This is a genomic window from Novosphingobium sp. IK01 (assembly GCF_033242265.1).
Lineage (GTDB): Bacteria > Pseudomonadota > Alphaproteobacteria > Sphingomonadales > Sphingomonadaceae > Novosphingobium > Novosphingobium pituita.
Genome location: NZ_BTFW01000001.1, coordinates 455,944 through 468,030 on the forward strand (window position 1 = coordinate 455,944; position 12,087 = coordinate 468,030).

The 12,087-nt window shown below is 68.3% G+C and carries 11 protein-coding genes; 10 read left to right on the top strand and 1 reads right to left on the bottom strand.

What is annotated here, in order from left to right; translation table 11 throughout:
* The first annotated feature begins 84 nt into the window (after window positions 1-84).
* The 3 genes from SBI20_RS02105 (at window position 85) to SBI20_RS02115 (ending at window position 3,258) form a co-directional block, all read left to right on the top strand.
* Entirely contained in the window at window positions 85-762 is a 678-nt protein-coding gene (locus tag SBI20_RS02105; protein ID WP_317973485.1) for a winged helix-turn-helix domain-containing protein, read from the top strand.
* Entirely contained in the window at window positions 749-2,173 is a 1,425-nt protein-coding gene (locus SBI20_RS02110) for a sensor histidine kinase (RefSeq protein WP_317973486.1), read from the top strand. Before SBI20_RS02105 ends, SBI20_RS02110 begins: the two co-directional genes overlap by 14 nt.
* A gap of 113 nt (window positions 2,174-2,286) precedes the next feature.
* Window positions 2,287-3,258: an asparaginase gene (locus SBI20_RS02115; protein WP_317973487.1), complete on the top strand. Its 972-nt coding sequence runs from the start codon at window positions 2,287-2,289 to the stop codon at window positions 3,256-3,258.
* Window positions 3,259-3,282: 24 nt separating this feature from the next.
* Here the strand turns inward: SBI20_RS02115 and SBI20_RS02120 are convergent, their stop codons facing one another.
* Window positions 3,283-4,266 (bottom strand): aldo/keto reductase, encoded by a 984-nt coding sequence (locus SBI20_RS02120; protein ID WP_317973488.1) that lies wholly within the window; start codon window positions 4,264-4,266, stop codon window positions 3,283-3,285.
* A 128-nt stretch (window positions 4,267-4,394) separates the two neighbouring features.
* Here SBI20_RS02120 and SBI20_RS02125 point away from each other — a divergent pair, with 128 nt between their 5' ends.
* From SBI20_RS02125 to SBI20_RS02155, 7 genes are all read left to right on the top strand, one after another.
* Window positions 4,395-5,291 (top strand): LysR family transcriptional regulator, encoded by an 897-nt coding sequence (locus SBI20_RS02125; RefSeq protein WP_317973489.1) that lies wholly within the window; start codon window positions 4,395-4,397, stop codon window positions 5,289-5,291.
* Window positions 5,292-5,448: 157 nt separating this feature from the next.
* On the top strand, window positions 5,449-5,595 hold the full coding sequence (locus SBI20_RS02130; RefSeq protein WP_317973490.1) for a hypothetical protein: 147 nt from the start codon (window positions 5,449-5,451) through the stop codon (window positions 5,593-5,595).
* Window positions 5,592-6,929: an AtzE family amidohydrolase gene (locus SBI20_RS02135; RefSeq protein WP_317973491.1), complete on the top strand. Its 1,338-nt coding sequence runs from the start codon at window positions 5,592-5,594 to the stop codon at window positions 6,927-6,929. Before SBI20_RS02130 ends, SBI20_RS02135 begins: the two co-directional genes overlap by 4 nt.
* Window positions 6,926-8,251 (top strand): NCS2 family permease, encoded by a 1,326-nt coding sequence (locus SBI20_RS02140; RefSeq protein ID WP_317973492.1) that lies wholly within the window; start codon window positions 6,926-6,928, stop codon window positions 8,249-8,251. The genes SBI20_RS02135 and SBI20_RS02140 overlap by 4 nt, the downstream gene beginning before the upstream one ends.
* Window positions 8,251-9,210, top strand: coding sequence for a 5'-methylthioadenosine/S-adenosylhomocysteine nucleosidase (locus SBI20_RS02145; RefSeq protein WP_317973493.1), 960 nt, complete (start codon window positions 8,251-8,253; stop codon window positions 9,208-9,210). The genes SBI20_RS02140 and SBI20_RS02145 overlap by 1 nt, the downstream gene beginning before the upstream one ends.
* 6 nt (window positions 9,211-9,216) lie before the next feature.
* Window positions 9,217-10,818 carry a gamma-glutamyltransferase family protein gene (locus tag SBI20_RS02150; RefSeq protein ID WP_317973494.1) on the top strand — a complete coding sequence of 534 codons (1,602 nt, stop codon included), beginning with the start codon at window positions 9,217-9,219 and terminating at the stop codon, window positions 10,816-10,818.
* Window positions 10,812-12,056: an allantoate amidohydrolase gene (locus SBI20_RS02155; RefSeq protein WP_317973495.1), complete on the top strand. Its 1,245-nt coding sequence runs from the start codon at window positions 10,812-10,814 to the stop codon at window positions 12,054-12,056. The genes SBI20_RS02150 and SBI20_RS02155 overlap by 7 nt, the downstream gene beginning before the upstream one ends.
* The last annotated feature ends 31 nt before the right edge of the window (window positions 12,057-12,087 follow it).

Genomic DNA, 12,087 nt, shown 5'->3' on the forward strand with positions numbered 1-12,087 from the left:
GTTCCGGCAAGGGGGCGCAAGGCGGCAGATGGTTGGCAATTATCAACTTGCGCCGACCGCCTGCGAGGATTGAGACGCTGCGCGATGAAACTGCTGCTTCTTGAGGACGATCCCGAAACGGCCGATTTCGTGGCGCAGATGCTGCGGTCGCACGGGCATGTCGTCGATCTGGCGACAACGGGCCCGGACGCCATCTTTCTGGCCACCAGCGTGGCCTATGCAGTGCTGATCCTCGACCGCATGGTGCCCGGTGTCGACGGGCTGGGCGTGCTGCGCACCTTGCGCGGGGCAGGCATCCAGACACCGGCCCTGTTCCTGAGCGCGCTGGGCGAGATCAGCGACCGTGTCGAGGGGCTCGACGCGGGAAGCGACGACTATCTGGTCAAGCCCTTTGCAGCCTCCGAACTGCTCGCCCGCGTCCAGGCGCTGGCCCGCCGTTCGCCTGTGGCGGAACGCGCGACGGTGATCGTCGTGGGCGATCTGGAGATCGACCAGCTTGCCCGCACGGTCACCCGCGCGGGCAAGCGGATCGACCTTCAGCATCAGGAATATCGCCTGCTCGACTATCTGGCCCGCCATGCCGGACAGGTGGTTACCCGCACGATGCTGCTCGAACAGGTCTGGGATTTTCATTTTGATCCGGGCACAAACCTGATCGCAAGCCATATCAGCAGGTTGCGGAGCAAACTTGATCGCGGGTTCGAACGCGAGATGATCCGCACGGTGCGCGGATCGGGGTATGTTCTCGATGCGCCGTCCTGACCGCCGGGCTCTTCCCAACCGGGCGCTGTCGAGCGGGGCCTTTCGCTTTGCCGGGCTCATGGCGGGGATTTCCGCGCTCGGCTCGATGCTGCTGCTCGTGGCCGTGGCGATGGTGACCAACCATGCGATTGCCGAGGGCCTGTCCGACGCGGTCGCTACCGAGACCGGCATTCTCGTGGGCGAGGACCGCGAACTGGGGCGGGCCGAGCTGGTCCGCGCCATTGCCCGGCACACCCGTGCCGTTCACGATCATGCCTTTCGCTACCTGCTCGTCGACCGCGCGGGCAAGCGGCTGGCCGGGACATTGCCGCTCGCGGCGCGCAGGGTCGGCTGGGGGGAGGTGGAGATCGTTACCCATGCCGGGCGCGTGCGGGTTCTGGCCAATGGCGTGACCCTGGCCGACGGCGCAGTGCTGGTGGTGGGCGGCGACATGGAAGACTTGCGGCAACTGCGCGACGAGTTGATCGGCTTTACCGCCTTGTGGGGCGGCGGCATCGTGCTGCTCGCGCTGGTCGGCGGGCTCTGGGCCGGAACGGTGTTCCTGCGCCGTCTTGACCAGACGAACGAGGCCATCGACCGAATCGTCAAGGGCGCCCTGTCCGAGCGCTTGCCACGGTTTGGCATCAGCCCCGAGTTCGACCGGTTGACCGCCAATCTTAACACCATGCTCGAACGCATCGACGGGCTGGTCGCGGGGCTGCGGCAGGTTTCGGTCGATGTCGCGCATGACCTGCGCACCCCGCTCACCCGCCTGCGCCATCGCATCGAGGGGCTGCTCGACCAACCCGAGCCGGGGCCTGGCGATCGGGTTGGGCTGGAGGATCAGGTCGCCGCCTGCCTTGCCCAGATCGACGAGATCATCCGCATCTTTTCCTCGCTCCTGCGCATCGCCGCGCTCGAAAACCACGAGGCGCGTGCCCATTTTGCGCCGGTCGATCTCAGCGCGCTGCTGGCCCGGCTCGGCGCGGTCTATGGCCCGGCGGTCGAGGACGAGGGGCGCCATTTGCACCTCGCCCTCGACGAGGGCGTCTGCGCCGAGGGTGACGGCGATCTCCTTGCCCAGGCGATCACCAACCTGATCGAGAACGCGACGCGCCATACCCCGGCGGGGAGCCGCATCACCGTGCGCCTTCTTCGCCCGGAGCAGGCTGCGTCGGGACCGGTCGTGGTGGTCGAGGACGATGGCCCCGGCGTGCCCGAGGATCAGCGCGAGCGGGTCTTGCAGCGGTTTGTCCGTCTCGATGCCAGCCGTTCGACGCCCGGTTCGGGCCTCGGCCTTGCGCTGGTGGCGGCGATCGTGCGCCTTCACGGGGGCGACTTGCGGCTTGAGGACGGGGATGAAGGAACGGGCACAAAAATGGGCAGGGGGCTGAGGGTCGTGATCCGTCTGGCAGGGCGGGGGCTGGCCTGAAGCCCTGCGGAAAACCGGTATCCGCGCCTTTTCCGGGATGGGCCCGTTGCGCACCGGCTGGCGATGGGCTTAACGGGGCGGCCCTTTCTTGTGCAATCGAGTGGAGTTGTCCCTTGCGTATCCATCTTGTCGATGCTGGCGGAACGATCACGTCGGTGGTGGGCGCCGGGGGCGCTCTGGCGGGTGCGGGGGACGCAGACGGGAATGGGGCCGGAGAGGCCTTGCGCGCGCTCCTGCCCGCAGGGGCGCCGCCGTTCTCGGTCGAGAAAGTCTATGCCGGGTTGAGCGAGGCGATGGGCTTTGCCGACTTCGCCCGCGTGGCCGAGGCGATTGGCCGGGCCTGCCGCGATCCCGAAGTGGCCGGGGTGGTCGTGGCCCATGGCACGGATACGATGGAGGAAGCGGCCTATTACGCCGATCTGCTCCATGATCGCAGCAAGCCGGTCGTTTTCACCGGAGCCCAGCGGGCCGCCCATGCTCCCGATTTCGACGGCACGGCCAATCTGGGCGATGCACTGGCGCTGGCGGGATTTGCCCAGGCGCGCGACCATGGCGTGCTGATCGTTTTTGGCGGGCTGATCCTTCCTGCGGCGCAGGCCACGAAAGTCCATCTGGCCCAAACGCAGGGCTTTGCCGCGCGCGATGGCAATGCCGGGCGGATCGAGGGGCGCGCGATCACCTTGCCCCGGCCCGGTGTGTGTCCCGGCGCGCGTGTGGGGCCTCTGGCACGCGGCCCGCTGGGCGAGCGCGTGGCGCTGATCACCCTGTCGGCGGGCATGTCGGGCAAGCTGATCGATGCCGCCGTGGCGGCAGGCTACGAGGGGATCGTGCTGGCCGGGCTGGGCTCGGGCAATGCGCCCGATGCCGTGGTCGAGGCGGTCGGTCGGGCGCTTGGCGCAGGGGTTGCCGTGGCGCTGGGCACGCGGTGTCTGGCGGGCAGTGTCGACGGGGTCTATTCGAGCGGCCATGCCCTCGTGGCCGCAGGCGCGCTGCCGCTGCGCGAATTGCCTGCCCCCCAGGCCCGCATCCTGCTGGCTGCGGGTCTGGAGAACGGGATCACGCCGCTTTCAGCGCTGTTTGCCTAGGCGATCTTCTCGTGTGTTGCGCGTTCAGCGGTTGATGAATGCCTGCATGGTCGCAGGGTAGCGGTCGCCGACGGTTTCGATCCCTGCAAGGGCGGTGCGGATGCGGTCGAGGTCGCCGGTGGTCAGTTCGACCGCGACCGCGCCCAGATTTTCTTCGAGGCGGTGGAGCTTGGTGGTGCCGGGGATCGGCACGATCCACGGACGCTGGGCCAGCAGCCAGGCCAGCGCGATCTGGGCCGGGGTGGCGCCCTTTTCCGCGGCGATCAGGCCGACCAGATCGAGCAGGGCCTGATTGGCTTTCAGGGCCTCGGCCTGGAAGCGCGGGACGGTGCTGCGGAAATCGTCCTTGGCAAAGACGGTGTCGGCGGTGAGCTTGCCGGTCAGGAAGCCCTTGCCCAGCGGGGCGAAGGGGACAAAGCCGATGCCCAGTTCTTCGAGCAGGGGCAGGATGGCCTGCTCGGGCTCGCGCCACCACATCGAATATTCGCTCTGCAATGCCGCCAGCGGCTGGACGGCATGGGCGCGGCGGATCGCGTCGGGCCCGGCCTCGGACATGCCGAAGTGCTTGACCTTGCCCTCGGCGATCAGGTCCCTGACAGTGCCCGCGACATCCTCGACCGGCACCTTGGGGTCGACGCGGTGCTGGTAGAACAGGTCGATGCGGTCGGTGCGCAGGCGCTTGAGCGATTCCTCGGCGACCTGGCGGATCCGTTCGGGGCGGCTGTCGAGGCCCTGCGAGGGCACACCGTCGACGAAGCCGAACTTGGTCGCGATCACGACCGTGTCGCGCACAGGAGCGAGGGCTTCGCCCAGCAGGTCCTCGTTGGCACCCGGGCCATAGGCTTCGGCGGTGTCGAAGAAGGTGACGCCGCGTTCGTGGGCGGCGCGCAGCAGGGCGATGGCTTCGCCCCGGTCGGTCGTGGTCCCGTAGCCGAAGCTCAGGCCCATGCAGCCGAGCCCCAGAGCGGAAACTTCGAGGCCGGATGTGCCCAGTTTGCGGGTGATCATGATGGTTCTCCTTTCGAGCGGGGAGGCGCCGGAGCAGGCGCGGCGCCATTCGTGAAAGGAAGATAGGGCTGGGCAGCGCCAGTGATTAGGCCATATAATCGGGATGGCTTGATTAGGGTGGGTAATAAATGGCGGCGGAACAGTTCAACAATCTCGCCGCCTTCGTGGCGGTGGCGCAAGAGCGCAGCTTCACCCGCGCGGCGGCCAGACTGGGGGTCTCGCAGTCGGCGCTCAGCCAGACGATCAAGGGGCTGGAGGCCCGGCTGGGCATTCGCCTGCTTACCCGCAGCACGCGCAGCGTTACCCCGACGGAGGCTGGCGCACGCCTGCTCGCGACAGTGGCGCCGCGTTTCCGCGAGATCGAACAGGAACTGGACGCCCTGACCATGCTGCGCGACAGGCCCGCCGGGAACGTGCGGATCACGGCGGCCGAACATGCCGCGCTCTCGGTCCTCCAGCCTGCGCTGGCGCGGATCCTGCCGCGCTATCCCGATGTCACGGTGGAGATCGTCGTCGATTATGGCCTGACCGACATCGTGGCCGAGCGGTTCGATGCGGGGGTCCGTCTGGGCGAGCAGGTGGCCAAAGACATGATCGCGGTGCCCATCGGGCCGCCCATGCGCATGGCGGTGGTCGGCGCGCCATCCTATTTTGCCCGCCATGCCCGGCCCGAAACGCCACGGGACCTGACTGATCACAACTGCATCAATATCCGCCTGCCGACGTATGGCGGCCTGTTTGCGTGGGAGTTCGACCACGGCGGGCGCGAGGTGCGCGTGCGGGTCGAGGGGCAGGTGATCGTCAACCATGCCGGGTTGAGGCTGGCTTCGGTGCTGGGCGGACTGGGGCTGGCCTATCTGCCCGAGGACCAGATCCTCGACCATGTCGCGCAAGGGCGGTTGATCCGCGTGCTCGAAGACTGGTGCGAACCGTTTCCCGGCTATCATCTTTATTATCCGAGCCGTCATCATGCTTCGTCGGCCTTCGGGGTGGTGGTGGAGGCGCTGCGCTATCGTGGTGGTTGAAGGGAAGTTGCTGCTCTAATTTTTGCAATGATCCGTTCCGATCATTGCGTTGGATCGATAGGGGGGTGGTGGCTATCATCGGCGGGTCATGACCGATCCCGTTTCCCGATCTTCCCTCGCGCCCCCCTCTGGCGCGCAGTCTTCCCCGGCATTTGCATTGCCGCGCACTCCGCACGAGGTGCAGGCTCTGGCTGCCGGGGAGGGCTGGCAGGTTCCCGAGGCATGCATGCCCGGCGTGATCGCCAATCTGGGGCTGCTGGCCCGTCATGCGGCGATTTTTTCGGGTGAAGGGGCGGGCGCATGATCAGCGCGCTCGAACAGGCCGCCGCCGTGCGGGCGGGCAGGGTGCGGGCGCGCGATCTGGCGCAGGTTGCGCTCGACCGCCTCGCGGTCGATGAGCATGCCGCCGTCACCCGCCTGCTGGCCGCGCGCGCGCTGGACGAGGCCGACCGGATCGATGCCATGCTTGCCGCCGGGCAGGATCCGGGCGTTCTGGCGGGCGTGCCCTATGGCGTGAAAGACCTGTTCGACGTGGCGGGCGAGGTGACGACGGCAGGGTCTGCGGTGCGCGCTCAAGCCGCGCCTGCCAGCCATGATGCAGAAGCGGTCCGCCGTCTTCAGGCTGCTGGCGCGGTGCTGGTCGCCACGCTCAATATGGACGAGTTCGCCTATGGCTTCGCGACGATCAACGCGCGCCATGGCACGACGCGTAACCCCCACGACCCCGCGCGGCTGGCGGGCGGCTCTTCGGGCGGTTCGGCGGCCGTGGTCGCGGCGGGGCATCTGGCTTTCGCGCTGGGCTCCGACACCAACGGGTCGATCCGCGTTCCGGCCAGCCTGTGCGGCCTCTATGGCCTCAAGCCCACGCATGCGGATTTGCCGCTCGAAGGGACATTCCCTTTCGCGCACAGTTTCGACGACATCGGGCCGTTCACCGGCTCGCTGGCCGATATGCGCGCGATCTGGTCGGTTCTGTCGGCCCGCCCTGACGATGCGGGGGGGGATGTCCCCCGTCTGGCCGCGCTCGGGGGCCGCTTTGCCGAAAATCGCGATCCCTTTCAGGCCGAAGCGATTGCCCGGATCGTGGGCGAGGGGCCGGTGCTGTCTTTCCCTGATCTGGCACGCTATCGTTCGGCGGCCTTCCTGATCACCGCATACGAGGGCGGGGCGCTTCACCGCGAGACGCTTGCCCGCGCGGCGATGGACTATGACCCCGCCGTGCGCGACCGGCTGATCGCCGGAAGCCTGCTGCCCGCCACCCTTTACGAGGCCGCGCAAGACTTGCGCGCCACGGCCCGCGACCATGTCGATACGATGATGGAAGAGGCCGGGGTCGATGTGATGGTGGCGCCCGGAACCCCTTGCGTTGCCCCGCTGATCGCCGATCCGCGCATCGCAATCGATGGCGCCCTGGTGCCGGCCCGTGCCGATCTTGGCATTCACACCCAGCCGATCACCTTCCTCGGGCTCCCCTCGCTGTGCGTCCCCCTCGCACGCGAGGGGCAATTGCCGCTCGGTATTCAGTTGATAGGCCGTCGATTTGGGGAAACGGCTCTTTTCGCCTGCGCACAAATGCTCGAAGAGCGGGGCATTGTCGGCGCGCGTGCGCCGGGGGCAATCTCGAAGGAATGGCAATGACGCAAAGTGTCGCGCAGCGACTGGGGGCCTATTTCGATCTGGAGGCGCGCGGGACGAACATCCGCACCGAAGTGGTGGCAGGTGCCACCACCTTCCTGACGATGGCCTATATCGTGCTGGTCAACCCCTCGATCCTGGGGCAGGCGGGGATGCCGGTGGCGGCGGTCGCGGCGGCGACGTGCTTTGCCGCGGCCTTCGCCTCGATCCTGATGGGGTTTGCGGCCAATACCCCGCTCGCGCTGGCGCCGGGCATGGGGCTCAACGCCTATTTCGCGTTTACCGTGGTGGGCCAGATGCATGTTCCCTGGCCGGTCGGGCTGGGCTGCGTGCTGATTTCGGGGCTGGTGTTCCTGATCCTGACGCTCACGGGTGTGCGCCAGCTGATCGTTTCGGTCATTCCCAACTACCTGTTCGCGGCGGTCGCGGGCGGGATCGGGCTGTTCATCGGCTTCATCGGCCTCAAGGATGCCGGGATCGTCGTGGGCAATCCGGCGACCATCGTGGCGCTGGGCAACCTCAAGAGCGCGGGGCCTGCGCTCGCGCTGCTGGGCCTGCTGATCATCGGCGTGCTGTCGGTGTGGAACGTGCGCGGGGCGATGCTGCTGGGCATCGTGGCGACCACGCTCGTGGGCTGGCTGGTGGGCATGGTCCATGTCGATCCGCAGCCCTACAATCTGGCCGCGATGACGCAGACGGTCTTCAAGCTCGACCTGCCCGGCGTACTCAAGCTGTCGGGCGGCGTGGCCGAGATCGTCTTCGTGTTCCTGTTCGTCGACCTGTTCGACAATATCGGCACCCTTGTGGCCGTGACCAAGCGGGCCGGGCTGATGGACAAGGCCGGGCGCATTCCGGGCCTCAACCGCATCCTGATCACTGATGCGGTGGCCACGATGGTCGGCGCCATGGCCGGGACCAGCACGGTGACCTCCTATGTCGAGAGCGCCGCCGGGGTTCAGGCCGGTGGCCGCACCGGCTTGACCGCGATCGTCGCGGGCCTGCTGTTCTTTGCAACGATGTTCGTGGCCCCTTATGCCCAGCTCGTGCCGCTCGCGGCAACGGCGCCCGCGCTGATCGTGGTGGGCGGGCTGATGCTCCTGCCGCTCACCGAAGTGGACTGGGAAGACCCGATGGCGGCGATCCCCGGCTTCCTGACCGTGGCGACGATCCCGCTGACGTTCTCGATCGCCAATGGCCTTGCCATGGGGATCACCTCGCATGCGCTGCTGATCCTGCTGCGCGGCCGGGCCAGCCGCAAGGACTGGTTCCTGTTCCTGCTCGCCGCGCTCTTCGTGTTCCGCTTTGTCTGGATGGGAGCGGCCTGATGCGTTTTGCCCGTGTTTTTCTGGCTGCTGCCAGCCTTGGTGTCGCTGTGCCCGCCTTGGCCGCCGCTCCGGCTCCGGCCCAGGTGTCCACCCTGCTCGACAGCACCCCGCGCACGCTGATCCTCACCGCCTATGCTCCCGAATGGGAAGCGATGGCGGCGGTCATTACCCATGGCCAAAAGCTGAAGATCAACGACCGCGAGATCGTGCTGGGCACGCTTTCGGGCCACCCGGTGATCCTGATGTCGAGCGGGGTGAGCATGGTCAACGCGGCCATGAACACCCAGCTTGCGCTCGATCATTTCAGGGTCCGGCGGATCGTCTTTTCGGGCGTGGCGGGGGGCGTCGATCCCGCGCTCTCGATTGGCGACGTGTCTGTGCCCGAACACTGGGGGCAGTATCTGGAGGTGATGCTCGCCCGCAAGACCGGCAAGGGCTGGCAGGTTCCCGAGCCCAGCCCGGAAGGTGCGCCCGAAAACTGGGAATTCCTGTTCCCCAACGGCACCATCGTGGGCAATGCGGATGAACCCGCGCGCAACCACATGACCTTTGCGGTCGATCCGGGCCTGCTGGCCCTTGCGCGCAAGGTTGCTGCCGGGATCAGCCTTGAGGCCTGCGTGGCGCCGTCCGCCGGGCAGAGCGCCCAGACGAAGCTGTGCCTGCCCCATCAGCCCAAGGTCGAAGTGGGGGGCACCGGCGTTTCGGCGGGGGCCTATGCCGACAATGCCCAGTTCCGCGAATACCTGTTCCGCGCCTGGCATGCCCGGCTGCTCGACATGGAAAGCGCCGCGCTGACGCAGGTGGCCTATGCCAACAAGGTGCCTGCCATCGTCTTCCGCTCGCTCTCCGATCTGGCCGGCGGCGACGCTGACCACAACATGGAATATGTTTTCGACCACCTCGCGTCGGTGAACTCGGCCAAAGTGGTCGAGGCTTTCGTCGCCGCCCTGCCGGATTGATCAGCCATGACCAGACCACTCCACACCGTGAAGGGCCGCCACGGCATCGTGACCGCGCCGCACTATCTGGCCGCGCAGGCAGGCCTTGGCGTGCTGGAAGACGGGGGCAGCGCCGCGCAGGCGACGATCACTGTCGCGGCCACGCTGGCGGTCGTTTATCCGCACATGACCGGCATTGGCGGTGATGGCTTCTGGCTGATCCGCGAGAGCGACGGGCGCCTTCATGGCGTCCACGGGGTCGGCGCCGCGGCGGCTAAGGCCGATCTGGGGCTCTATGCCGGGGCGGGTCATGATGTGGTGCCCTGGCGCGGGCCGCTGGCGGCCAATACGGTCGCGGGCACGCTTTCGGCCTGGCAGGCCGTGCTGGAGACCGAACCTTCGCCGCTGCCGCTTTCGCGCCTGCTGGCCCCGGCCATTGCGCTGGCAGAAGAAGGCGTTGTCGTGACGGCGGGCCATGCCGCCATCGCGGCGGCCAAGGGGCCCGAACTGCGCGTGCAGGGCGGCGCCTATGCCAGCGTGTTCGAGCCCGAAGGCCGCCCGCTGCGCGAAGGCGACGTGCTGCGCCAACCCGCGCTGGCCCGCACCTTGCGCCGTCTGGCCGAGGCCGGGGTTGTCGATTTCTATGACGGGGCACTGGCCGTCGATGTCGCGGCCGATCTGGCCGAACTGGGCAGCCCGGTCAGCGCGGCCGACCTTGCCGCCCACCGCGCCAGCAGGCCCGCGCCGCTGAGCGTCGCGACCCGCGCCGGGCGCCTGTACAACAGCGCGCCGCCCACGCAGGGCGTCGCCTCGTTGCTGATCCTCGCGCTGGCCGAGCGCTCGGGCTATGCGGCGCCCTCGGGCGAGGATTTCGCCCATGTCCACGCGCTGGTCGAGGCGACCAAGCAGGCCTTCCTGTGGCGCGACGTGCACTGCGGCGATCCGGCCTACATGGCGCAGGCCGCGCAAGACGTGCTCGACGACGAAGCCCTGCTCGACAGCATGGCCGCGAAGATCGACCCCGCGCGCGCGCTGCCCTGGCCGCAGCCCTCGCAGGCGGGCGATACCTGCTGGTTTGGCGCGATCGACGGCAAGGGACAGGTCGTCTCGGCGATCCAGAGCACCTATTTCGAGTTCGGCTCGGGCCTCGTCCTGCCGCGCACGGGGATTACCTGGCAGAACCGGGGGGCCTCGTTCCGTCTGGCGCAAAGTGGCTGGAATGCCCTGAAGCCGGGCCGCGTGCCGTTCCACACGCTCAACCCCGCGCTGGCTGAACTGGCCGATGGCCGGGTCATGGCCTATGGCACGATGGGCGGCGAGGGGCAGCCCCAGACGCAGGCGGCGGTCTTCTCGCGCCATGTCTGGCACGGGATGGACCTTCAGGAGGCGATTTCCGCGCCACGCTGGCTGCTGGGCCGCACCTGGGGCGAGGACAGCACGACGCTCAAGATCGAGGATGGCTTCGACGAGGCGGTCTATGCCGCGCTCGCGCAGGCGGGGCACGAGGTCGAACGCGTCGGCCCACTCACCGCGATGATGGGCCATGCCGGCGCGCTCGTGCGCCATCCCGACGGCGCGCTCGAAGGGGCGACCGATCCGCGCAGCGATGGCGGGGTTGCCGCATGGTGAGCATTGCGGAAGGTTCGGGCGGCGTGCGGGCGGTCGAACGCTGCCGCGCGCTGGGCCGGGCGCCTTATTCCGACATGGAGGGTGGGCTCTATCGCGGCTGGCTCAGCCCGGCCCACCGCGCGAGCGTGGAGACCCTCGCCCAGTGGATGGAGGAGGCCGGAATGGCCGCCCGCATCGACGGCGCGGGCAATCTGGTCGGCACCTATCCGGGCACCGGCAATGGCCCGCCGCTGATCATTGGCAGCCATATCGACAGTGTGCGCGATGGCGGTTTCTATGATGGTCCGCTCGGCATCATGCTGGGCGTGGAATGCGTGGCCGCGCTTCATGCGCAGGGCCGCCACATGCCTTTTCCCATCGAGGTCATCGCCTTTGGCGACGAGGAAGGCAGCCGTTTTCCTGCCGCGATGCTGACGAGCAAGGCGGTTGCGGGCCTGCTCGACACCGTGCCCGACATGGCCGACGCGCAAGGGGTGAGCCTGGCGCAGGCACTGGGCGAGTGGGGCCTTTCGCCCGAAACGCTGCTGGCCGCGCGGCATCCGGGCGCGCTCGCCTATCTCGAAGCCCATATCGAACAGGGGCCGGTGCTGGAGGCCGAAGGGCTGGCGCTGGGCGTGGTGACCGGAATCGCCGCGCAACTGCGCTACGAGGTCGCGGTTCGCGGCCTTGCCGGGCACGCGGGCACATCGGCCATGCCGCTGCGCCGCGATGCGCTGGCCGGGGCGGCTGAAATGATCCTGGCGATCGAGGCCATCGCGCGCGCCGACCACAGCGATCTGGTGGCGACCGTGGGCCGTCTGGCGGCGCTTCCGGGGGCCGCCAACGTGATCGCGGGCGAAGTGCGCTTCACCATCGACGTGCGCGCCGGGGAAAGCCCCCGTCGCGACCACGCGGCGCAGGCGGTCCTGGCCGAAATCGCCGCCATTGCCGCGCGGCGCGGGCTCTCGCTAGACCATCGCCTGATCCACGATCTTCCCCCGTCGCCCTGCGATCCGGCGCTGATGGACGGGCTGGAAGCTGCGCTTGTGGGCGCTGGCTACCCCGCCCGGCGGCTGGTTTCCGGGGCCGGCCACGATGCCATGATCATGGCCGCGATTGCCCCCACGGCCATGCTGTTCACCCGCTGCCGCGAAGGGGTGAGCCACAATCCTGCCGAGCATGTCGAGGAGGCCGATGCGCAAGCCGCGCTCGCCGTCATGCTGGGCTTTATCGAGAACCTGGGAGTGTCCTGTGCCTGATCCCCTGCTTTTTGGCGAAATCGACCCGCCC

Bases quoted from the DNA above. Each gene is read 5' to 3' on its own strand.
- SBI20_RS02105 (WP_317973485.1), top strand. From the start codon at position 85: ATGAAACTGCTGCTTCTTGAGGACGATCCCGAAACGGCCGATTTCGTG.
- SBI20_RS02110 (WP_317973486.1), top strand. From the start codon at position 749: ATGCGCCGTCCTGACCGCCGGGCTCTTCCCAACCGGGCGCTGTCGAGC.
- SBI20_RS02120 (WP_317973488.1), bottom strand. From the start codon at position 4,266: ATGATCACCCGCAAACTGGGCACATCCGGCCTCGAAGTTTCCGCTCTG.
- SBI20_RS02125 (WP_317973489.1), top strand. From the start codon at position 4,395: ATGGCGGCGGAACAGTTCAACAATCTCGCCGCCTTCGTGGCGGTGGCG.
- SBI20_RS02135 (WP_317973491.1), top strand. From the start codon at position 5,592: ATGATCAGCGCGCTCGAACAGGCCGCCGCCGTGCGGGCGGGCAGGGTG.
- SBI20_RS02140 (WP_317973492.1), top strand. From the start codon at position 6,926: ATGACGCAAAGTGTCGCGCAGCGACTGGGGGCCTATTTCGATCTGGAG.
- SBI20_RS02145 (WP_317973493.1), top strand. From the start codon at position 8,251: ATGCGTTTTGCCCGTGTTTTTCTGGCTGCTGCCAGCCTTGGTGTCGCT.
- SBI20_RS02150 (WP_317973494.1), top strand. From the start codon at position 9,217: ATGACCAGACCACTCCACACCGTGAAGGGCCGCCACGGCATCGTGACC.
- SBI20_RS02155 (WP_317973495.1), top strand. From the start codon at position 10,812: ATGGTGAGCATTGCGGAAGGTTCGGGCGGCGTGCGGGCGGTCGAACGC.